At 43.3% G+C, this 22435-nt stretch carries 26 protein-coding genes; 15 read left to right on the top strand and 11 right to left on the bottom strand.

Translation table 11 applies throughout. The annotated features are described in order from the left end of the window. Entirely contained in the window at positions 1-285 is a 285-nt protein-coding gene (locus BM232_RS12340; RefSeq protein WP_091715199.1) for a hypothetical protein, read from the top strand. Here BM232_RS12340 and BM232_RS12335 read toward each other — a convergent pair. The 4 genes from BM232_RS12335 to trxB are packed head-to-tail and all read right to left on the bottom strand — an operon-like array spanning position 278 to position 4075. Continuing rightward, on the bottom strand, positions 278-1309 hold the full coding sequence (locus BM232_RS12335) for a diguanylate cyclase (protein ID WP_091715198.1): 1032 nt from the start codon (positions 1307-1309) through the stop codon (positions 278-280). The genes BM232_RS12340 and BM232_RS12335 overlap by 8 nt on opposite strands. A gap of 56 nt (positions 1310-1365) precedes the next feature. Next, positions 1366-2643: an MFS transporter gene (locus BM232_RS12330; RefSeq protein ID WP_091715197.1), complete on the bottom strand. Its 1278-nt coding sequence runs from the start codon at positions 2641-2643 to the stop codon at positions 1366-1368. Positions 2644-2647: 4 nt separating this feature from the next. Next, entirely contained in the window at positions 2648-3088 is a 441-nt protein-coding gene (locus BM232_RS12325) for a universal stress protein (RefSeq protein WP_091715196.1), read from the bottom strand. A 51-nt stretch (positions 3089-3139) separates the two neighbouring features. Next, positions 3140-4075, bottom strand: coding sequence for a thioredoxin-disulfide reductase (gene trxB / locus BM232_RS12320; protein WP_091715194.1), 936 nt, complete (start codon positions 4073-4075; stop codon positions 3140-3142). A 134-nt stretch (positions 4076-4209) separates the two neighbouring features. Between trxB and BM232_RS12315 the strand changes: the two genes are divergently transcribed. The 3 genes from BM232_RS12315 to BM232_RS12305 all read left to right on the top strand — a co-directional run bounded on the left by BM232_RS12315 (position 4210) and on the right by BM232_RS12305 (position 8529). Further along, entirely contained in the window at positions 4210-6507 is a 2298-nt protein-coding gene (locus tag BM232_RS12315; RefSeq protein WP_091715191.1) for a DNA translocase FtsK, read from the top strand. Positions 6508-6571: 64 nt separating this feature from the next. After that, positions 6572-7204 carry an outer membrane lipoprotein periplasmic chaperone LolA gene (gene lolA / locus BM232_RS12310; RefSeq protein WP_091715179.1) on the top strand — a complete coding sequence of 211 codons (633 nt, stop codon included), beginning with the start codon at positions 6572-6574 and terminating at the stop codon, positions 7202-7204. Next, complete coding sequence (locus tag BM232_RS12305) at positions 7201-8529, top strand: replication-associated recombination protein A (protein ID WP_091715178.1); 1329 nt, start codon at positions 7201-7203, stop codon at positions 8527-8529. Before lolA ends, BM232_RS12305 begins: the two co-directional genes overlap by 4 nt. 1 nt (position 8530) lies before the next feature. On the opposite strand, the gene BM232_RS12300 is transcribed toward BM232_RS12305, so the two are convergent. Genes BM232_RS12300 through BM232_RS12290 form a run of 3 tightly spaced genes read right to left on the bottom strand, consistent with a single transcriptional unit; the run spans position 8531 to position 10830 of the window. Beyond that, positions 8531-9259 carry a class I SAM-dependent methyltransferase gene (locus BM232_RS12300; protein ID WP_091715270.1) on the bottom strand — a complete coding sequence of 243 codons (729 nt, stop codon included), beginning with the start codon at positions 9257-9259 and terminating at the stop codon, positions 8531-8533. Between the two features lie 16 nt (positions 9260-9275). Then, positions 9276-10259 carry a YVTN family beta-propeller repeat protein gene (locus BM232_RS12295; protein WP_091715177.1) on the bottom strand — a complete coding sequence of 328 codons (984 nt, stop codon included), beginning with the start codon at positions 10257-10259 and terminating at the stop codon, positions 9276-9278. 7 nt (positions 10260-10266) lie between these two features. Then, entirely contained in the window at positions 10267-10830 is a 564-nt protein-coding gene (locus BM232_RS12290; protein ID WP_091715173.1) for an SRPBCC family protein, read from the bottom strand. A gap of 216 nt (positions 10831-11046) precedes the next feature. On the opposite strand from BM232_RS12290, the gene BM232_RS12285 reads away from it, so the two are divergent. From BM232_RS12285 to hisC, 10 genes are read left to right on the top strand one after another with little or no spacing between them, the layout of a single operon-like run. After that, positions 11047-11850, top strand: a complete 804-nt coding sequence (locus tag BM232_RS12285; RefSeq protein ID WP_091715171.1) for an ABC transporter ATP-binding protein — start codon at positions 11047-11049, stop codon at positions 11848-11850. Further along, the gene (mlaE, locus tag BM232_RS12280) at positions 11847-12626 is read left to right on the top strand and encodes a lipid asymmetry maintenance ABC transporter permease subunit MlaE (RefSeq protein WP_091715159.1); all 780 of its coding nucleotides are present in this window, start codon (positions 11847-11849) and stop codon (positions 12624-12626) included. The genes BM232_RS12285 and mlaE overlap by 4 nt, the downstream gene beginning before the upstream one ends. A 5-nt stretch (positions 12627-12631) precedes the next feature. After that, on the top strand, positions 12632-13099 hold the full coding sequence (mlaD, locus tag BM232_RS12275; protein WP_091715158.1) for an outer membrane lipid asymmetry maintenance protein MlaD: 468 nt from the start codon (positions 12632-12634) through the stop codon (positions 13097-13099). Then, positions 13099-13734 (top strand): MlaC/ttg2D family ABC transporter substrate-binding protein, encoded by a 636-nt coding sequence (locus BM232_RS12270; protein ID WP_091715157.1) that lies wholly within the window; start codon positions 13099-13101, stop codon positions 13732-13734. The genes mlaD and BM232_RS12270 overlap by 1 nt, the downstream gene beginning before the upstream one ends. After that, complete coding sequence (locus BM232_RS12265) at positions 13731-14036, top strand: STAS domain-containing protein (protein WP_091715149.1); 306 nt, start codon at positions 13731-13733, stop codon at positions 14034-14036. Before BM232_RS12270 ends, BM232_RS12265 begins: the two co-directional genes overlap by 4 nt. 19 nt (positions 14037-14055) lie before the next feature. Continuing rightward, positions 14056-14277: a BolA family protein gene (locus BM232_RS12260; RefSeq protein ID WP_091715148.1), complete on the top strand. Its 222-nt coding sequence runs from the start codon at positions 14056-14058 to the stop codon at positions 14275-14277. A gap of 23 nt (positions 14278-14300) precedes the next feature. Then, complete coding sequence (gene murA / locus BM232_RS12255; RefSeq protein ID WP_091715147.1) at positions 14301-15584, top strand: UDP-N-acetylglucosamine 1-carboxyvinyltransferase; 1284 nt, start codon at positions 14301-14303, stop codon at positions 15582-15584. Further along, positions 15577-16221: an ATP phosphoribosyltransferase gene (gene hisG / locus BM232_RS12250; RefSeq protein WP_091715145.1), complete on the top strand. Its 645-nt coding sequence runs from the start codon at positions 15577-15579 to the stop codon at positions 16219-16221. The genes murA and hisG overlap by 8 nt, the downstream gene beginning before the upstream one ends. Beyond that, on the top strand, positions 16214-17515 hold the full coding sequence (gene hisD / locus BM232_RS12245; protein WP_091715142.1) for a histidinol dehydrogenase: 1302 nt from the start codon (positions 16214-16216) through the stop codon (positions 17513-17515). The genes hisG and hisD overlap by 8 nt, the downstream gene beginning before the upstream one ends. A 2-nt stretch (positions 17516-17517) precedes the next feature. Next, complete coding sequence (gene hisC, locus BM232_RS12240; RefSeq protein ID WP_091715141.1) at positions 17518-18573, top strand: histidinol-phosphate transaminase; 1056 nt, start codon at positions 17518-17520, stop codon at positions 18571-18573. Here hisC and BM232_RS12235 read toward each other — a convergent pair whose 3' ends face one another. Next, complete coding sequence (locus BM232_RS12235) at positions 18574-19224, bottom strand: hypothetical protein (RefSeq protein ID WP_091715140.1); 651 nt, start codon at positions 19222-19224, stop codon at positions 18574-18576. Positions 19225-19253: 29 nt separating this feature from the next. On the opposite strand from BM232_RS12235, the gene BM232_RS12230 reads away from it, so the two are divergent. Further along, positions 19254-20009, top strand: coding sequence for a sulfite exporter TauE/SafE family protein (locus BM232_RS12230; RefSeq protein WP_091715139.1), 756 nt, complete (start codon positions 19254-19256; stop codon positions 20007-20009). A 3-nt stretch (positions 20010-20012) separates the two neighbouring features. Here the strand turns inward: BM232_RS12230 and pyrE are convergent, their stop codons facing one another. The 3 genes from pyrE to metX are packed head-to-tail and all read right to left on the bottom strand — an operon-like array spanning position 20013 to position 22403. Beyond that, positions 20013-20660 carry an orotate phosphoribosyltransferase gene (pyrE, locus tag BM232_RS12225; protein WP_425435550.1) on the bottom strand — a complete coding sequence of 216 codons (648 nt, stop codon included), beginning with the start codon at positions 20658-20660 and terminating at the stop codon, positions 20013-20015. After that, positions 20653-21255 (bottom strand): methionine biosynthesis protein MetW, encoded by a 603-nt coding sequence (metW, locus tag BM232_RS12220; RefSeq protein ID WP_091715138.1) that lies wholly within the window; start codon positions 21253-21255, stop codon positions 20653-20655. The genes pyrE and metW overlap by 8 nt, the downstream gene beginning before the upstream one ends. Next, entirely contained in the window at positions 21255-22403 is a 1149-nt protein-coding gene (gene metX / locus BM232_RS12215) for a homoserine O-succinyltransferase MetX (protein WP_091715137.1), read from the bottom strand. The genes metW and metX overlap by 1 nt, the downstream gene beginning before the upstream one ends. Positions 22404-22435 lie beyond the last annotated feature (32 nt).

The following is a 22435-nucleotide window of genomic DNA, read 5'->3' as shown; positions in this document are numbered from 1 at the left end:
ATGATGTATAAAATAATTGTCTTTGCTGGCGGACTGTTATTAAGCAGTATTGTGTATGCTGATGGAAAACAGCTGCATGATACTGCTTGCTTGCAGTGTCATGCCTCGCTGGGAGGTGGTGATCCTTATCAGCTCTATAGGCGAACGGATAAGACAGTGAAAAGTCTGGCGGGACTTGAAAAAAGGGTCTCTTATTGTGTTAAAGCGGCTGATGTTAGCTGGACTGACCAACAAAAACGCTCTGTGGTCGATTATTTAAATTCGACGTTTTATCATTTTAAATAAAATTGACCTGATTACGGCCGCCGGTTTTTGATTGATAAAGCGCCTGATCGGCGCGTTCAATTATACTAATCGGACTATCTTTATCCTGATAGCTGCTGATACCAGCTGAAACGGTTACCTGGCCGATGGATTCATTACTTCCTTTTTTCTTCAGACGGCTTTCAGAAAATTTCTCGCGAATTTGTTCGGTAATCATAAATGTTTCTTCGAGACTGGAGTGCATGAAGATCATGGCCATTTCTTCCCCTCCAAAACGTGCCGCCAGATGAATGTCATTACACTGATTCTTTAATAGCGAAGCAAAAAACTGTAGAACCTTATCGCCTAACAAATGCCCGAAGTTGTCATTTAAACGTTTAAAATTATCGATATCAAATAACACAAGTGTGAAAGCGTAACCTTTGCTACATAGATACTGCAGCTCATTATCAAAGGCGCCACGATTTAATAGTCCGGTTAGGCTATCGGTTCTCGCCATTTCTTTTACACTTTCCAGTTCTTTTCGCAGCTTCATGATTTCTTCTGTTGAGCGTGTTAACTCAGTCTTCAATTCGCCACTGCTACTGGTAATCTGTTGTGTGTTTATCAGAATCTGGCTAACCAGTGTTTTCAGTTCATCAATATCGTTACAGGTTTCGAGTTGCACTTGGCTCTGTGTTAACCCCTGGTTGCACTGAGATGCTGTTGCTTCGACCTTACTAAGGTTTTCCAGAGTATTATCAACAACGAGTTTTAAGCCATTATTGGTATTATTGAGCCGTTCAGGCATGCTCATCAGTACATATTTTTCATAAAGATATTGTGTAACTTCCGGGGTTATCGTTTCGTTTTTCTTTAAACGGGTATCAATACTGTTCATCAACGCCTGATTATCACCGGAAACGTATTCGTACCAGACAGCATAGTTCACAGGGGTGATAGGCGTTTTGTGACGGTTCGCAAGCAATAGAGTTTGGCGTAAATTTTCTGAAGCTTGTTGAAACTCGTGTTTATAGACTGGGGGAAACGATAATCTTTTACTCACTCGCTGGTATCCATATTGGCAATTGTCCAAAAGAATTCACTAATTCTCTAATTAAATCAAGTACGTTGTGCTTGTTTACTGCGTTGCCATACGAAACAGGCCAACAGAGTCGTGATGATGGGTAAAAACAATAATATCAATTTACTGGATAGCATAGCTTTGGCTGCGATGAATGTCATAATAAGGCATGCCGTCATCACAATGTTCTGAATCCAATTATTACCGGCCAGTATGGTGCCTAAATATTGTTCAGGGGAATGTAACTGAATAAGTGCATTTAACGGAATAATAAACAGACCACCAAAAAGACCAAAGCCGAAAATTGCCGCTGCAAATTCTGAGACAGTATTTAATGCAGGAATAATAAAAAGAATGATGCTCATGCCGATAGCTCCGACAGGGATCAGTGAAGTTTTAATATGACCTTTCTTGCCTGTTCCAGCCAGCAGAGAACCAACAACAATGCCTATACCTGAACAGGCTAGCAATCCCTGAATAATCATTGTGTTATCTTCGGACAAGACAATTTTTGCAAAGGCCGGGAATACGGCGAGAAATGTTTGCGAAATCCCCCAGAAAAAGGATAAGCCCAGTACTGAGTACCAAATAACGGGGTTTGTTTTTAGCTGTTTCACATTGGTTTTCAGCAAATGGCCTTTTATATAGTCTTTCCAAGAAAACTCTGCAGTATCAGTTGAACTGCTGCTTTCAGACAAGCGACAAGCCAAACGCCATTCTATTACAGATAAAATCACTAAAAGCCAACCAGCGGGAGCGATATGTTTGATCAAAGAAGCTTCATCATGAAATGTCTGGTCGATAAGTAACCATTCAAATAAGACGGTAAAGACAATAATCCCGGTTAAGATGGCAACAATCGTGGTTGCCTGAATAAAACCATTGGCAGGAGATAAGTGATCATCTCCACCCAGTTCCCGGATATAGCCATACTTGGCAGGCGAATAAATGGCACTTTGGATGGCCAGTATTAAGGTCATGGAAAAGGCAAAAATGAACCATCCTCTGTAATAAGCCAAAGTAATTAATAGCGTAATGATGATGGCTGAGAAAGCAGATACCTTCATGATAAAAGGCTTTGAAAAGCGATCTGACAGAAAGCCTGCAGGAGTAAATAAAAAGATAAAGGGTAACAGAATGAGCCCGTTAACAACCGCAGTCAGAGCAACTTGGCTTTGATCATCGTAAATCTTGAAAATGGTATTTTGAATAATAATCTTATGACCAAGATCCACCATCGCATTGATAAAAGCTACGGCAATAAAACTCATAAAGCCCGGTAGTTTTACCGTGCTCAGCAGGTTGGATGGTTTCAATTAATTAGTCGTCCTTAAGTCTGACAGCGAGCACATCACAGTGAGCGTGATGTAGTACCGCATTAGCTGTTGAGCCTAAAAGACGCTTAAAACCATGTCGGCCATGTGAACCCACAATAATCAGATCAACATTATTTTCGTCAGCCACACGGACGATATCATGTGCTGGTGTACCTAATTCAACCCATTGCTGGTTTGCAGGAATAGATAAACTTTCAGCCAGGGTTGCCAATTGTTTTTTACCTGATTCGAGAAGAGCATCGCGCATATCAATATCAACGCTTATCATCGGTTCATAAGCAAAGTCAGTCAAAGGGAAGTCTTCGATAATATGGCAAATGCTAAGGTTTGCCTGGTGCTGTTCAGCGAGTTCACGTGCTTTTGCACAGATCATATCTTTTTGTTTTGAAAAGTCCGTTGCAATCAAAATGTGCTGATATTTCATGTTCACTTCCTCATGAAAAAGGGGGCTGGTTAAGCCCCCTAATGGTGTTATTTAATCATTATCCAAAAAGCGTTCTGCATCTAATGCTGCCATACAGCCAGCACCGGCAGATGTAATTGCCTGACGATAAATAGGATCGGATACATCACCGGCGGCAAATACACCAGGTACACTGGTTTGACTGCCTTTTTTGAGGATGATGTAGTCATGCTCCATCTCTAACTGGCCTTTGAATATGCCTGTGTTAGGTTGATGACCAATCGCAATAAACACACCGAGGACAGGGACTTCCTGAGTCGAACCGTCTTCTGTACTCTTCACCCTGATACCAGTGACGCCGGAATCATTACCTAATACTTCATCAAGTGTATGATTCCATAAGATTTCGACATTACCTTCTTCTGCTTTTTTCAGCAGTTTATTCGATAAAATCTTTTCAGAACGGAACGAGTCACGACGATGAATAACCGTAACTTTTGAGGCAATATTGGATAGGTATAAGGCTTCTTCAACAGCTGTATTACCACCACCAACAACGGCAACATGTTGGCCTTTATAAAAGAAACCATCACAGGTCGCGCAGGCAGACACGCCGCGACCTTTAAAGGCTTCTTCAGACTCCATGCCTAAATATTTGGCGGAAGCGCCTGTCGCAATAATTAATGCATCTGCCGTATATTCGCCAGCATCACCAATTAAACGAAACGGACGCTGAGATAAATCAGTCGTATGGATATGATCGAAAATGATATCAGTACCAAAACGCTCAGCGTGGCGCTGCATGCGCTGCATAAGCTCTGGACCTTGAACACCTTCATCATCACCCGGCCAGTTATCAACATCCGTGGTGGTGGTTAATTGTCCACCTTGTTCTATACCGGTAATCAATACGGGCTCTAACGCTGCTCTGGCAGCATAAACTGCGGCAGTGTAGCCAGCTGGACCAGAGCCTAAAATCAGTAAACGACAGTGTTTGTTGTCAGCCATAAGAGGTGCCTCCAAGAGAGTTATCAGATATCTGTAGTTAGAGTAACCATTGCGATGATTTTGGACAAGCATCTAACTTCAAAAGCTGTGTTAAAATCAAGCGTTAATTTATTGGCAGGGTTGGAAATATCACAGTGACACAGTCGACACGTGTAAATGACAAGCAGAAACAAGAACACAACTCTGGCGCAGTCGGCTTCCGTCTGCGTGAGGCAGCACTGATTTTGTCAGTCGCAATAGCGGCATACTTACTGTTGTCTTTATGGTCTTATCAACCTACCGATCCAGGTTGGTCAACTACCGGAACTGATGATGTCATTGCTAACAGTGGTGGCATTGTTGGCGCGTGGTTAGCTGATGCATTACTTTATGGTTTTGGTTTTCCCGCCTATTTATCACCATTAATGATTGGGTTCAGTGGCTGGTTATTATTTAGTTGGGGTAAACGCGCGGATACTGAGGATGCTTTGCATTTCTGGGTGTTAAAAATGGTGGGATTACTGATGGCATTAGCTGCTGCCAGTGGTCTTTCCAGCTTGAGTCTGACTGACTATGCTGCTCTATTACCATTAGGTGCTGGTGGTGTGCTGGGTGAAGTTGTTGGCCATAGATTTGAGTCGGTGTTTGGCGCCTCTGGTACCAGTTTATTATTGCTAGCGGTATTACTGACTGGGGTCACACTTTTCACCGGCCTATCATGGCTAATGGTGATTGATAAGCTTGGTGCTATGGCGATGGTCGTGGCTATTCATGTGGCGCGTTGGGTTCGCGAAATCAAAGAAGAACTGGATGCCAAACACACTCGTCAAAAACGAGAAGAAACCTTTCAGCAGCAAAAAGAAAAATTACAACACATAGCAAAAGTGCGCATTGAACCTGTTATAGAGAAAAAAGAACCGAGCAAACGCGAAGAAAAAGAAAAACAGGTGCCATTATTCGAAACGCCTGATGCGCCCGGCATGCCAGCACTGGCTTTACTGGATATGGCACAACCAAGCAAACAAGCCTATAGCGAAGAAGTATTACAAGCGATGTCACGTCAGGTTGAGTTAAAACTGAAAGACTTTGGCGTGGAAGTCCAGGTGGTTGAAGTTCAGCCAGGACCAGTAGTTACCCGATTTGAGTTGCAGCCAGCCCCCGGTATTAAAGTCAGCCGTATTAGCGGTCTCGCAAAGGATTTAGCAAGAGCACTTTCTATCAGTAGTGTTCGGATTGTTGAAGTCATTCCTGGTAAACCGGTGGTTGGTCTGGAAATTCCTAATGAAAGTCGTGAAATCGTACGTCTTCGCGAAATCCTTGCCTGTGAGGAGTATGAAAATAGCAAATCAATGCTAATGATGGCCTTAGGTAAAGATATTGCCGGTCGTCCGGTGGTGGCCAACTTAGAAAAAATGCCTCACTTGCTGGTGGCAGGGACAACAGGTTCAGGTAAATCTGTCGCTGTAAATGCCATGATTCTGAGTTTGTTATATAAAGCCACTCCTGAAGATGTACGTATGATCATGGTCGATCCGAAAATGCTGGAATTATCTATCTATGAAGATATTCCGCATTTATTAGCGCCTGTCGTGACCGATATGAAAGAAGCTGCCAACGCCTTACGTTGGTGTGTGGCTGAGATGGAGCGTCGTTACCCATTAATGGCGGCACTCGGCGTGCGTAATATCGCCGGATATAACAAAAAAGTCAGAGAGGCTATTGAGCGTGGTGAGCCGATTAAAGATCCCACCATCGAAGTTGAACCTGGTGAAGTCGGGCCTACTTTAGAGCCGTTACCCTTTATTGTGGTGATTATTGACGAGCTTGCCGACATGATGATGGTGGTCGGTAAACAAGTTGAAGAATTGATTGCACGTTTGGCACAAAAAGCACGGGCTTCAGGGATTCATCTTATTTTGGCAACACAACGACCTTCTGTTGATGTTATTACCGGCTTGATTAAAGCCAATATTCCAACGCGTATGGCTTTCCAGGTGTCATCACGAATTGACTCTCGTACGATTCTTGACCAAATGGGCGCAGAGCAACTATTGGGGCAGGGTGATATGCTTTATTTGCCGCCTGGCAGTGGTCTTCCTGAGCGTGTCCATGGTGCGTTTGTAGATGATCATGAAGTACATAATGTAGTCGAACACTTAAAGAAAAATTCACAGCCCAATTATCTTGAAGAAATTACTCAGGACAATAGCAGTGATGAGGGTGATAGTGGTATCGGTGATCCAAGTGATGCTGAATCAGACCCGCTTTATGATCAGGCTGTGCAGATCGTCGTTGAAAGTCGCCGAGCATCAGTTTCAGGCATCCAACGCAGACTGAAAATTGGTTACAACCGCGCTGCCCGTATCGTCGAAGCCATGGAAGCGGCTGGAGTTGTTTCAGCCATGCAGGGTAATGGCAGTCGTGAAGTTCTGGCACCACCACCGCGCGATTAACTCAGGAACCAGACTGGCAAACCAGAGTCAGTAGATCATGCAATTTATCTTTCGGAGTCATTGAATGACCATAAAAAAATTAGCACAAGGCTTTTTGCTATTGTTGCTTCCTGTTGTTGCCATGGCCGATATGAGCGGCACAGAAAAGCTCGACCATTTTGTTAAACAAGTGAATACATTCCAAGCCCATTTTGAGCAAACAGTTCTGGATCCTGATGGTAATTTAGTCGAGCAGGCTCAAGGCGAGTTTCAATTGGCAAGACCCGGAAAGTTTCGTTGGGATTATAATGACCCATACCCACAGCATATTGTCGCTGATGGCAAGAACGTCTGGTTTTATGATGTCGACCTGGAACAGGTTACTGTTAAGGCACAAGATGAAGCATTAGAAGATACCCCAGCAACTTTATTATCGGGACAGGCTTTACCTGAAGATAGCTACAATATTCGTAACTTAACGTCTAGTGATGGTTTAACCTGGGTAGAGTTAACACCCAAACAGAGCGGTAGTAACTTTCAATCTGTCATGCTGGCATTTAACAAAGACGAATTACAGCAAATGATCATGCGTGATAGCTTTGATCAAAGAACTCGCTTAATGTTTAGCCAGGTGAAAATTAACCCGACATTTAAAAAAGACACGTTTAAATTTAGTGCGCCTGAAGGCATAGATATCGTAGGTGAACCGCAGCAGTGAGTTTGTTTGATCAAGTTGATGACCTGGCTGGGCGTCCTTTAGCGGATCGTATGCGTCCAAAGACGCTTGACCAGTATATCGGGCAGACACATTTATTGGGGGCCGGTAAGCCGCTGCGACAAGCTATTGCCTCAGGTCATCCTCATTCCATGATTTTCTGGGGCCCACCCGGAACAGGGAAAACCACTTTAGCCAAACTTATTGCTGGTTATTGTGATGCTGAATTTATTACCATTTCAGCTGTATTAGCCGGGGTGAAAGAGGTCAGAGCTGCTGTTGCACGAGCTCAACAGTTACTGCAGGAGCGTGGTCGCAGAACCATGCTGTTTGTGGATGAGGTTCACCGATTTAATAAATCTCAGCAAGATGCCTTTTTACCCTATGTTGAAGATGGCACGTTTACTTTTATTGGGGCTACTACAGAAAATCCTTCCTTTGAATTAAATAACGCTTTGTTATCCCGGGCCAGGGTGTATGTGCTTAAATCCTTAGAAGCTGGGGATTTACGCCAAATCATTGATCGGGCTATGTCAGACGAGGAGCTAGGGCTTGCCGACAGAGGCATCGAGGTTGGCGAGACCTTGCGTGATCAGTTAGCTCAAACTGCTGATGGTGATGGTCGCAGGGTGTTAAATCTACTTGAAATAGCTGTAGATTTGGCCGATAGCAAAGGCCAGAAAGCGGTGGATGAGCATGATCTTGCTGAAGTCCTGTCTGGCACGATCCGACGCTTTGATAAAGGCGGCGAAGCTTTTTACGATCAAATTTCAGCACTGCATAAATCCGTGCGAGGCTCAGCGCCTGATGCTGCGCTTTATTGGCTTTGTCGAATGCTCGATGGTGGCTGTGATCCTGTGTATCTGATGCGAAGAGTGGTCAGAATGGCTGCTGAAGATATTGGTAATGCTGATCCCAGAGGCTTACGGATTGCTCTCGATGCCTGGGAAAGCTTTGACAAATTAGGTAGCCCGGAAGGTGAGCTGGCTATTGCTCAAGCGGTTGTTTATCTAGCCTGTGCACCTAAAAGTAATGCAGTTTATACCGCTTTTAAAGCAGCTATGCATGATGCCAAAGCCCATGGTTCGGCTGAAGTGCCTGTGCATTTGCGTAATGCACCGACAAAGCTGATGAAAGAGTTAGGTTACGGCAGAGAATACCGTTATGCTCATGATGAACCGGATGCTTATGCCATAGGCGAAACCTATTTCCCTGAATCAATGCGCGAACGGGAATATTATCAACCAGTGAATCGTGGTCTTGAAATAAAAATAGCAGAGAAATTAGACAGGCTGAGAGCTCTGGATAAGCAGACCCGACAGAAATAGTTTAGCTGTTGACGTAAAGATCGTAGCGGGTATTTTTACTCTGAATACTAGCACTCGGCTTCTGATTACCGACAAATTCAGCGCCTTTCGGGCGTTTCACTACAACTCGCCGCCGAGCTACCTGTCTCGCTAGCGTGAGTAATTCCTCACTATTGGTATCTGGTCCAATCAATTGGTGTAGCACCTGCATTTCTTTTTTAACTAAGGCTGATTTATCCCGGCTAGGGTACATAGGATCCATATAAACAACATCCGGCTGTTCCTGCAATGTCGATAAAAAATCGATAGCATTAGCATGGTGGATGGTCATTCGTTCTGTAATGACTTTTACTTCGTCAGCCATCTCTTTTTGTTGCAAAGCATCTTCGATCAGCAAACTTATCAGCGGACTCTGCTCAAGCATAGTGACTGTACTTCCTAAAGAGGCTAATACAAAAGCATCTCTGGCAAAGCCAGCCGTGGCATCGATAATGTTGGGAGTGTGGCCTTGTTTCATACCAACAGCTTTGGCTAATGGCTGTCCTTTACCACCACCGAATTTACGGCGGTGATCATATTTCCCTGAGGAAAAATCAATAAAAACAGGATTACCGATATCAGGCACCTGTAAGCTCAACCGGTCATCCTCAACCAATAATTGCACTAATGACTTATCAAGCAGCTTGATCGGCACACAGAGTTCTTTTTCGAGGGATTTTGCTCGTGGCAGTGCTTGAGGGCTTACTGCCACGAGACTATCTAATGTGTTATTCAATGGTTGTAATAAACTGTCCAAAGGAGCGTGGCCCCTTGCCTGTTTCAATGGAATTAATGACTTTCTCTGTTTTTGTATCAATCACAGAAACCGTATTGTTTCCCCAGTTTACAGCATAGAGCTGTGAGCCATCGGTACTAAGATCTATCCCTTCAGGTGTATCTTCAATCTGAATAGTATTGGTAATCTTGAAAGAATTTGTATCCACTACGGAGATAGTGGCCTCATCCTGATTGATGACATATAGTTTTTTATTATCTGGACTCACAACTGCACAATAAGGCCATTCTCCGACAGGAATAGTTTTGATGACTTTTGCTGTCTTGGTATCAATGGCAGTGACATCACTGCTTTCGACATTAACACTATAAACACGAGATCCCTCAGGTGAAATAGCGAGTCCAAACGGGGACTTACCTACATCGATGGTATGGGTCACTTTGTCATTATTGAGGTTAATGAATGACACACTGTTATCATCACGGTTAGCGACATATAGCCGCTGATTTTTTTCATCGATAACCATGCCAGCAGGGGAGTTTCCTACCGAAATCGTATCAATTAGCTCGCCTGATTGAGGATTAATTATACGAATATTATTTTCATACCAGTCAGCCACATAAACATGTTCACCATCTTTTGCTGCTATCACACCTACAGGACCTGGACCGACTTTTATCTGGCGAGTTTCAGTAAGTGATTTTAGATCAAGCACAGAGATCGTTTGTCCGTCAGGATTGGTGACAAAAGCCATATCGTGATAAGGGCTCACACTAATCCCAGCAGGGTGTTCCCCAACAGGGATGGTTTTGATAACGCTTTGTGTACTTAAATCAATGACGCTGACAGTGCTGGATAGTTGGTTAGTAATAAGCGCGTACTCTGATTTATCACTGGCACAGCTAGTCAGGATGGAACAGAATGCAAGAAAAAAGGCGACTCTCAGAGCCGCCTTTTGTGTATTTTGAAACCACATGATGGGATTATTTTTCCAATATGGCTTTCAGGTTGTTCAGGCCTGATGTGTAAACACCTTTGATGGCATTAACAGCATCTTTGTCACTTTGACCTTCTGGTACTGGTGGGTTATCTAGGAATGAACGATAGAATTTACCTTTCCAAGTGACTTCAGAACCACCATCTTTGGCTTTAACTGATAACCAAGATTTATAGTTGTTTACAGGTAAAGTATAGTAAGGTGTGTCCTTGCTATTAAATGTGATTGTTTTGATGACGCTCATGTCTTCAATTTTGTAGATCAGCATCATTTTGTCATTATCAAGTTTTTCTAATTTTTCAGTAATGGTTGGGTGACCTTCACTTTTTAGTGTTAATTTACGTTCAGTATCACTTAGCATTTCAACACTTGCTACAGGTGGAAGCCATTTATCAATCGCACTAAAGTCGCTGACTACGGCCCATACTTTTTCTGGTGACGCATTAATAAATACTGATTCTTTTACTGACTGTCGTGTAGGGCCATGGGCACTTGCAATCATCGGTAATACAGCAAGCGTAATGGCAAAAAACTGTAATATTTTTTTCATTATTTCTATCTCCGTTTTTCAATAAGTCCGACAGTGACGTTAACAAAGTCATCCTGAACACAGTCTGAACAAATGTCATCGAACACGTATCACCATAAGTTGGACTGCACACTGTATCGGAACTATTTAACATTTTCCACAAGGATATTTGACTTAGTCACGCATATTAATGAAAATTAACGACCTTTATATTCTACTAGACAAGCGGAGAAGCCTGTGCCACTGATAAAAATCAGGGACTTGCACTTTAATCGTGGTGACCGAGTCATTTTTGATGGCGTTAACATCGACATTCAGCGTGGTAAGGTGACTGCTATCATGGGGCCGAGTGGCACCGGTAAGACGACTCTATTAAAGTTGATCGGTGGTCAGCTACGCCCAGATAAGGGAACGATAGAAGTTGATGGACAGGATGTTCATAAGTTATCTCACTCTGAGCTTTACGAGCTTCGTAAACGAATGGGCATGCTGTTTCAAAGCGGTGCTTTATTAACTGATATTGATGTTTTTGATAATGTCGCATTCCCGCTTCGTGAACATACCAATCTGCCTGAATCAATGATACGTGATTTGGTTTTGATGAAATTACAGGCTGTAGGGCTTCGTAATGCACGTCGCCTTTCGCCAAACGAATTGTCGGGTGGGATGGCCAGACGTGTTGCATTGGCTCGTGCTGTTGCGTTGGAGCCGATGATGATCATGTACGATGAGCCATTCACTGGTCAGGACCCAATCTCAATGGGGACCCTTGTCAACCTGATTCACCGCATTAACGATGCAATGAAATTGACAAGTATTGTTGTATCTCATGACGTGGCTGAAACAGCTGAAATTGCGGACTATATTTACCTTATGTCAGGAGGTAAAATCATCGAACATGGTTCACCTGTGCAGTTGAAAGACTCAGGCTCACAATGGGTTCAACAATTTATGCAAGGATTGCCGGACGGCCCGGTTCCATTTCATTACGCTGGTCCGGACTTCGCCGAGGACTTACTCAATCCTGAGGATAATGCATGATAAACTATATTCGAAGCCTTGGACGCTGGGGACTGGGTTCATTCGAGCGACTTGGGCGTGCCCATATTTTCCTGGTAGCAATGTTAGCAGGTGTACCTGGTTTATTCTTAAGGTTCTCGCTTGTTATACAGCAGTTATTTTCGATCGGCGTCCTTTCTGTAATGCTGATCCTGATTTCTGGCTTATTTGTCGGTATGGTACTGGGGTTGCAAGGGTATAATACGCTTGTCGATTTTGGTGCTGAAGAGTCACTTGGCGTCATGGTTTCTTTGTCTCTGGTAAGAGAACTTGGGCCAGTAGTCAGTGCTCTATTATTTGCCGGTCGTGCAGGTTCTGCATTGACTGCTGAAATAGGATTGATGAAAAGTACAGAACAGTTGTCTGGTATGGAAATGATGGCTGTCGATCCTATCAAGCGAATTATTGCTCCTCGTTTTCTGGCAGGGATTATTTCGATGCCACTACTCGCCGCTATCTTTAGTGCGGTAGGTGTGTTAGGGGGCTTTTTGGTCGGTCATGGTTTGCTTGGTGTTGATGATGGCGCTTTCTGGTCCCAGATGCAGGCTAAAACAGACTTATTTGAAGATATTTTTAATGGCGTGATCAAAAGTGTTGTTTTTGGTCTCGTTGTTACATGGATTGCCTTATTTGAAGGGTATGATGCAATGCCGACTTCAGAAGGTGTTGGTAGAGCGACAACTCGTACAGTAGTACATTCAGCCTTTGCTATCTTGGGACTGGACTTTGTACTGACTGCGTTGATGTTTGGAGATTAGAGAGAATGATGCAGAGTAAGAGTACTGAAATTACTGTTGGAATGTTTGTCGCAGCGGGTATTGCTGCATTGTTTGTGCTGGCGATGAAAGTGAGCAACCTCGGTGACTTAACGGAAGAAAAGGGATACCAGGTTACAGCTGAGTTTGGCAATGTCGGCGGTTTAAAAGTACGCTCCGCCGTGACGATGGCTGGAGTGAGAGTCGGACGTGTTGCTGATATTAGTCTTGATCCAAAGACCTTTGATGCCAAAGTCACACTCAATATGTACCCACAGTTTAATAATATTCCAATCGATACTTCAGCCAGTATTTATACTGCTGGATTATTAGGTGAACAATATATTGGTCTGGTTGCTGGCGCGGAAGATGAATCTTTAAAAAATGGTGATGTCATAACACTCACTCAACCGGCACTGGTTCTTGAACAAGTTATCGGCCAGTTTTTATACAGCAAAGCTGAAGGTAGCGATTAATGAATACATATAAAATGATAAGTAAATATATCTTGTCTTTGATGGTAGGCTTTTTTCTTGCAGCAAGTTTAACGGTTTCAGCAGATAGTATGCCTGTACCTCAAGCATTGGTTAAAAATGCATCTGATGAAATGTTAAAAGCACTGAAAGATAATAAAGCTGAGCTAAACCAGAATCCGGATAAGATTTATTCCTTAGTTGAACAAATTCTTATGCCGTATTTTGACTTTGAAAAAATGTCGAAACTGGCATTGGGTAAAAACTGGCGTCAGCTGGATGATGACCAGCGTGTCAAATTCGTTGAAGAGTTCCGTCTGTTACTTATCAGAACTTATTCGACAGCGATGCTTGAATATACAAATGAAGAAATCCGAATGTTACCTTTCCGCGATGACCTATCCAGAAAACGCGTGACTGTACCTATGGAAGTTGTTCAACCAGCGGGTCCGCCAATTCCTATGTCGTTAGCGTTATATGAAAATGATAATAATGCGTGGAAAGTTTATGATGTCAAAATTGATGGCGTAAGTTTAGTCACAAATTACCGATCGAGCTTTGCTACACAGATTCGTAACAAAGGCGTTAATAATCTGATCAGTGACTTAGCTGACCGTAATGCAAAATTAAAATCATGAGTGAATTGTTTGCTATCAAATACGATGATCACTCTAAGACCTTTGTGGTGACTGGAGAGATGACGCTTGAATCAGCAAAACTTGCTTTAGTTGAGTCAAAAGGTGTCTTCGACGCGGTAAACGACATTGAAATTGATTTACAACATGTTACTCAAGCTGACAGCGCAGGTTTGGCTTTACTAGTTGATTGGATGAGAACGGCTAAAAAAGCCAAAAAACCAATCTCATTCAAGCATTTACCTGAACAGATGGACGCTATTGCTAAAGCATCTGGTTTAGATGAATTGCTGCCACTAAAATAAATTTGAAAGCTATAAACTCATGAAAGCATCTGATATTAAACAAATGATTGAAGCCGGTTTACCTGATGCCGATGTACAGGTATTTGGCGATGATGGACAGCACTTTGATGCTCGGGTCGTATGTCCTTCATTTGCTGGTAAAACATTAGTACAACAACATAAAATGGTGAAAGAAACGCTGGGAGATAAATTTACCAGTGGTGAAATTCACGCTCTATCACTAAAAACTTCTGCGGCCTAGCAGTAGACAATACAAAGACTGTTATGGACAAATTGATTATTAGTGGCGGTGTAGCGCTTGATGGTGAAATACGTATATCAGGTGCAAAGAATGCTGCGTTACCCATTTTAATGGGTGCATTACTGGCAGACTCTGCTGTACGTATTGGTAATGTGCCACATTTACATGATATCACCACGACCCTTGAGTTATTGGGACGCATGGGGGTAACACTTACCGTTGATGAACGGTCTGGCGTTGTCATTGATCCAACCACATTGACTGACACTGAAGCTGCTTATGATCTTGTGAAAACCATGCGTGCTTCCATTCTGGTGCTAGGGCCTTTATTAGCAAAATATGGCAAAGCAGATGTCTCTCTTCCCGGTGGCTGTGCGATTGGTTCACGTCCGGTTGATTTGCATTTGCGTGGCTTACAGCAAATGGGTGCAGATATACGTGTCGAAAATGGTTATATCCGTGCTACCAGTGGTAAGGGACTGAAGGGCGCACATATATTCATGGATCAGGTTACCGTTACCGGTACTGAGAACTTGATGATGGCAGCCACTTTAGCGCAGGGTACAACAACGATTGAAAATGCCGCGAGAGAGCCGGAAGTTGTCGATTTAGCTAACTATCTGAATCAAATGGGCGCCAAAATATCTGGCATAGGCACAGCCACATTGATTATTGAAGGAGTGAAATCTCTTTCAGGTACCAAGTATCAGATATTGCCGGATCGCATTGAAACCGGCACCTATCTCGTTGCTGCAGCACTTACTCGTGGACGAGTTAAATTAAAAGATACTGATGCGAATCAATTAGAGTCTGTTCTGCTAAAACTTGAAGAAGCAGGTGCATCTATTAGTGTTGGTGATGACTGGATTTCTCTTGATATGCATGGCAACAGGCCTAAAGCTGTCAATATCAGAACAGCACCCTATCCGGCTTTCCCAACGGATATGCAAGCTCAGTTCACTGCATTGAATAGTATTGCAGAAGGGCAGGCTACCATTGTTGAAACGGTTTTTGAAAACCGCTTTATGCATGTGCAAGAAATGCAGCGAATGGGGGCAGATTTGCAAATTGAAGGTAATACTGTTGTCTGTAAAGGGCGGGATTTCCTAACCGCAGCACCGGTAATGGCGACTGATTTACGTGCATCAGCTTGTCTGGTTCTTGCTGCTTTGGTTGCCGAGGGTGAAACGGTAGTAGAGCGAATTTATCACATTGACCGTGGCTACGAATGTATTGAAGAAAAACTGCAGCAATTAGGTGCGAAGATTCGTCGGATTCCTAGTTCTGCGAGGTCTGCAGATGTCTGATACTTTAACGCTTGCTTTATCAAAAGGACGTATCTTCAAAGAAACTTTACCTTTGCTTGCAGCTGCAGGTATTGTACCGGTTGATGATCCTGAAACCAGCCGTAAACTGATTCTTGATACCAATCTACCTGATGTGAAGCTGATTATTGTCAGAGCTTCTGATGTACCTACCTATGTTGAATACGGCGGTGCGGATATTGGTGTCGCGGGTAAAGATGTTTTGATGGAACATCCACATGCCGAGTTATATGAACCGGTTGATTTGAAAATTGCACGCTGTAAATTAATGACAGCAGGTAAACCTGATGTTGAGCTTAGTTCTGGCAGATTACGGGTAGCCACCAAATTTGTTGAAAGTACACGCCGTTTTTATGCTGAAAAAGGCGAGCAAGTTGAAATTATTAAACTCTATGGCTCAATGGAATTAGCCCCGTTGGTTGGTCTGGCAGACCGAATCGTTGATGTGGTAGATACTGGTAATACTTTACGTGCTAATGGGTTGATTCCGATGGAACATATTGCGGATATAAGCTCAAGATTAGTAGTCAATAAAGCATCAATGAAAATGAAACATAAACGAATGCAATCTTTTATTGAACACATTAGAGACGCAGTTAGAGAACAAAACAATGATTGAATTAAAACAGCTCAGTGCTTCACAAGCTGATTTCTGGTCTTCACTTGAAGAGATTCTTGCCTGGGAAGGCGTGTCAGATGATAAAGTCACTGATATCGTTAAAGAAATCCTCGCTGAGGTGAAGTCGCGTGGTGATGATGCTGTCCTCGAATATAGCCGCCGTTTTGATCATGTGACTGCTGAAACTATTTCTGATCTTGAGATTTCTCTGGAGCGTGCAAAAGCCGCTTTAGAAAATATTCCGACTGAACAAAGACAAGCGCTTGAAGCAGCTGCTCAGCGAGTACGTCAATATCACGATCACCAAAAGCAAAGTTCATGGAGCTACACAGAAGCAGATGGCACTTTGCTTGGACAACAAGTCACGCCATTAGACCGTGCTGGACTTTATGTACCAGGTGGTAAAGCGGCCTATCCTTCCTCCGTATTAATGAATGCTATTCCGGCGAAAGTGGCTGGAGTACAAGAGTTGATTATGGTGGTTCCCACACCGCATGGCGAAGTCAATGAACTGGTATTGGCTGCGGCAGCTGTCGCTGGTGTAGATCGTATTTTTGCGGTGGGCGGTGCTCAGGCTGTTGCGGCTTTAGCTTATGGAACGGAAACGATTCCACAAGTAGATAAGATTGTAGGCCCGGGTAATATCTTTGTGGCAACAGCTAAAGGTATGGTTTTCGGTACTGTGGGTATTGATATGATTGCCGGACCTTCCGAAATCTTAGTCATTTGTGATGGTAAGACCGATCCTGACTGGATTGCCATGGACCTGTTTTCGCAAGCCGAACATGATGAAGATGCACAATCGATTTTAATCTCACCTGATGCTGATTTCTTGGAAAAAGTGAAAGAGTCTATTGCTAAGCTTCTTCCAACGATGGAACGTAAAGAGATTATCACAACATCATTGGAAAACCGGGCTGCACTTATTCACGTTGACGATATGGATGTGGCTGTTGAAGTAGCCAACTTCATTGCTGCTGAACATTTAGAATTATCTGTCGATGAGCCGATGGAAATGGCGAAGAAAATCCGTCATGCCGGTGCTATTTTCTTAGGTCGTTATACACCTGAAGCCTTAGGTGATTATTGTGCCGGTCCTAACCACGTATTACCGACGTCAAGAACAGCAAGATTCAGCTCACCACTAGGTGTCTATGACTTTCAAAAACGCTCTAGTCTGATTCAGGTATCTGAACAAGGTGCACAAAGTTTAGGCCAGATCGCTTCTGTATTAGCTCGAGGTGAAAGTCTTACTGCACATGCCAGATCAGCAGAATATCGTCTTAAGGATTAATCATGAGTCGCTTTTGGAGCGGTTTTGTTAAAGATTTAGACCCTTATGTGCCAGGTGAACAACCTAAACTGGCCAATTTAACGAAGCTCAACACGAATGAAAATCCGTATGGTCCATCACCAAAAGTGATTGAGGCCATTCGTATGGCTGCTAGTGACCGCTTACGTTTATACCCGGATCCGACCTCTACTGAGTTACGGCAGGCTATTGGCGATTTTTATCAGATTGATACTGATTGTGTGTTTGTCGGAAATGGCTCTGACGAAGTGCTGGGGCATGTGTTTAATGCCTTATTCAGACATGAAGCGCCTATTTTATTTCCAGAGATCAGCTATAGCTTCTATCCAGTCTACTGCCAGCTTTATCAGATAAGTTACAACACGGTACCTCTGAGTGATACGTTTGCGATTAATGTTGATGACTACAGTAACGTCAACGGCGGTATTATTTTCCCCAACCCAAATGCCCCTACAGGCTGTTTATTAGCGCTTGCTGACATTGAACGACTTTTACAGAGAAATACTGACTCAGTTGTTGTGATTGATGAGGCTTATATCGATTTTGGTGGAGAGTCTGCGGTTAGCCTGGTAAAAACTTACCCCAATCTATTAATCGTTCAGACAATGTCGAAATCACGGTCATTGGCTGGAATGAGAATTGGGTATGCTATTGGCCAACCAGACCTTATTGAAGCATTAATCAGAGTCAAAGATAGTTTTAATTCTTATCCTGTCGATAGCCTTGCTTCTGCGGCTGGTATCGCTGCAATGAAAGATAAAGCCTATTTCAATGAAACATGTCAGGCGGTCATTGATGAGCGGAATAAAGTGGTAGCAGGTCTTCAGGAGTTAGGATTTGATGTCTTACCATCAGCCGCAAACTTTGTTTTTGCTAGTCACAAGCAGGTGGATGCAGCAAAGATTGCTGCCGGGCTAAGAAAAGAGGGCATCATCGTCAGACACTTCACGAAGCCGAGGATTGATCAGTTTTTGAGAATATCAATCGGTACAGCTGGTGAAAATCAGCAGTTATTATCTGTTTTAGATACCTTAGTTTAGTTACTGTTTACGTTTAAGTAGGTAAGTAAGACGTTCAAGATCGTGCTGATACTTGGTTTCTAATTCTGTAATTTCTGCTTTGAGTTCGGTGATAGCCTGCTTCCTGACTTGAATTTCTTCTTTAGCTGCATTTAAGCGCATTTGCATATTGGCGGTGATTTTTGCACCACTTAGCTCGCGTTGAGCGGCTTCATTTTGAAGCTGATAGAGATATTGTTTGAGTTCAGGCAGTTTTTGTTCATGCATCTTAATCTGTTCTTGCCGATAAGCAATATCACTATCACGAGCGCGAATAAGATCAGCTTCAGAGCGATAAGTAATCAGTAAGGTTTTATCGTAAGTTTGTTGTGCCTGCCGAGCTTCTTCTGCCTGTTTGGCTTGTTCTTCTGCTTGTAGCCGAGCTTCTTCTTCGACTTTTTGTTTCGCTGCTTGCTCGAGCAATTCTTGCTTAGTTAGAGCTGCAGGAACACGTTCAATCAAGCGCATGGTTTCAGAATCAATAATATCGTAGCCTTTTTGTGATGCAGAAGATGGTAGTGAGGTACTGAGTGTCATCACACCATTCTCATCAGGGAAGCGATAAAGCTGGCCTGCTGAGACTGAAAGGCTGAATATAGAGCAAAATATCAACAGGGGTAATTTACGTATCATGATCTTGTCTGCGTGATTGGAGTTAATAATTGAATTTTCTAGATCAATTTATCTTGTTTTTGGTTTCATTGATAGCCAATACTTTTTCCGCCTTCTCCGGTGGCGGTGCCGGCCTTATTCAATTTCCGGTATTAATCTTCCTCGGTTTAAGTTTTTCTGTGGCTTTGGCGACCCATAAAGTGGCTAGTGTGGCTTTAGGTGTCGGTGCTGTTTTACGATATTTGAAAACAAGCCGCTTGGAACGACAGTTTGTTGTTTTAATGTTGCTGACCGGTTTGCCAGGAGTCGTATTGGGAGGAAATGTTATTTTACTCATCCCCGATCGCTGGGCAGAGATAGCGCTGGGAATATTGACTGGTGGACTGGGTCTTTACTCCATTCTCAAACCACAGCTGGGTCAAAATTATATGCCTGTGCATAGAGACTGGATGGGCTGTGTCACAGGTGGACTTATTTTATTTCTGATTGGCTTCTTAAATGGCTCTCTGACCTCAGGTACAGGTCTTTTCGTCACATTATGGCTGGTAGGCTGGTTTGGTATGGATTATCAGCGTGCAGTTGCTTACACGCTGATTATGGTTGGTCTGTTTTGGAATGGTGCAGGTGCTATTACACTGGGTCTGCTCGGAGATATTCGCTGGGAGTGGCTACCAGCATTGCTACTTGGCTCATTACTGGGCGGTTATCTGGGATCCCATCTCGCAATAAAACACGGTAATCGTTGGATTAAACGTGCATTTGAAATAGTGACTTTGTGTATATCAGCGAAATTAATTTACGGTTGATGTTCAGGCCACGCCAAACTGTTCCCGATAAGCAGTCACTGCTGGTAAATACTCACCAAAGTCAGGACTATCTTTGAGGTAACCTAAAAGATCGTTCAGAGAAATGATATTCAACACAGGAATATTATGTTCAGCCTGAACTTCTTGTATGGCTGACAATTCACCCTGACCGCGCTCCTGTCTGTCTAAAGCGATAATAACACCGGCGGGTTCAGCGCCGGCAGCACGGATAATATCAACAGACTCTCTTACTGAGGTACCAGCTGAGATAACATCATCGATAATCAGTACTTTGCCTTTGAGTTCTGCACCAACCAATTGACCGCCTTCACCATGATCCTTGATTTCTTTGCGGTTAAAGACATAAGGCATATCTTGATTATGCTGGTCGGCCAAAGCGACAACAGTAGTAGAAGCTAGTGGTATGCCTTTGTATGCTGGCCCGAATAACACATCAAATTTAAGTTCAGAGTCAGCAATGGTTTGAGCATAAAAACGACCGAGTTTAGCAAGGCTGGCACCACTATTAAATAATCCGCTATTAAAAAAATAGGGGCTTTGACGGCCTGATTTGAGTGTAAATGAACCAAAGCGTAAAACACCTGTGGCAATGGCAAACTCGATAAATTCTTTTTGATATTGTTTAATCATATTGTTTTTGAACTCGGTAAATTGCTACCTGACCAAATAAGTTAGGCAGACAACGTATTCCTAAGCTGTCTTTATTGTTGTGGTTAACAATGCTTCTATTAAGCACGTTAAGTTGATAGTCGTCACAAAGATTTTCAAAATCTTTAATCGTGCATAAATGAATATTCGGTGTTTCAAACCAGGCATTCGGCAATGTTTTAGAGACAGGCATTTTCCCGCCCAGGGCTAATTGCATACGACATTGCCAATGACCAAAATTGGGAAAACCGATAATGCCATTTTTGCCAACACGAACGATTTCCTGCAGTAAAAAGTCAGGACGCTGAATCGCTTGTAAGGTTTGCGACAAGATAACAAAGTCAAAGCTCTGATCAGCAAATTGCGCTAAACCTTCATCCAGGTCTGCCTGGATAACATTAACTCCAGCCTCAATACATTCAGCAAATTTACTGTTATCAATTTCTAAACCATAGCCTGTGATGTTTCGTTGTTGCAGATGCTTAAGCAAACTACCATTGCCACAGCCTAAATCCAGCACTTTGGCACCATCAGGAATCCAGTCACTGATGATTTGCTGATCGACACGTAAGGCCATTATTTCACTCCTTCCGCAGCAATTTGTTGCATATAGGTGCCAAATATTTCCAAATAACGAGGTATCGGCATTAAAAACGCATCATGACCTTGATGAGCCTCAACTTCGGCATAACAGACGGATTTACCGGCAGCCAGCATAGCATTGACGATTTCTTTTGAGCGCTCAGGGGAGAAGCGCCAGTCGCTGGTAAATGAGATGATAAGCGACTTAGCCTGAATGTTTTTAACGGTAGCGACAAGGTCATCGTTAAAAGCCTGTGCTGGATCAAAATAGTCCAGTGCTTTGGTCATTAATAAATAGGTGTTGGCATCAAAGCGTTCAACGAAGCTGGTACTTTGGTAACGTAAGTAACTTTCAATTTGAAACTCGACGTCATAGCCATATTGAATAGCGCCATTACGTAATTCTCGACCAAACTTTTCACCCATTGCTTCATCTGAAAGATAGGTGATATGTCCCAACATCCGTGCAAGCCCAAGCCCCTGGCGAGGCAAGGTGTTGTGTTTTATATAATAACCATCGTGGAAATCAGGATCTGATTTTATCGCCGTTCTGGCAACTTCATTAAACGCGATATTTTGTGCTGAAAGCTTAGGTGCGGCGGCGATGACAATAGCATGACGAACACGCTCTGGCAGGCTGATTGACCATTGCAAAGCTTGCATGCCACCCAAACTGCCGCCAATGACGGCAGCCCATTGCTGGATACCTAGCTGATCAGCGAGCATTGCCTGACTGCGAACCCAATCAGGAACCGTGACGATAGGAAAGTCAGGACCATAGAGTTCACCTGTTTCTGGATTGATGGTGTTTGGCCCGGTTGAACCTTTACAACCACCCAGATTATTCAGACACACGACATAAAAATGGTTGGTATCAATGGCCTTGCCAGGACCGATAGCCGTATCCCACCAACCGGGTTTGCGATCTTCCATTGCATGGTAACCAGCTGCATGGTGATCACCCGAAAGGGCGTGACAAATCAATACAGCATTGCTGCCATCTTCATTTAATGAGCCATAGGTTTCATAGACTAAGTCATAACTTGGTAATGTCTTACCACAGTCAAGTTGAAGCGGTGTATCGATATGAATTGTCGATGGTTTCACCAGACCAACAGAGTCAGCTGGTATAGATTCCGGCATATATGGTTGATTCCCGTAAAAAAGCGTTAAGT

The organism is Methylophaga sulfidovorans (assembly GCF_900114205.1).
GTDB lineage: Bacteria > Pseudomonadota > Gammaproteobacteria > Nitrosococcales > Methylophagaceae > Methylophaga > Methylophaga sulfidovorans.
The sequence above is the reverse complement of the archived record's forward strand: the minus strand, read 5'-3'. Positions and strand labels throughout refer to the sequence as shown.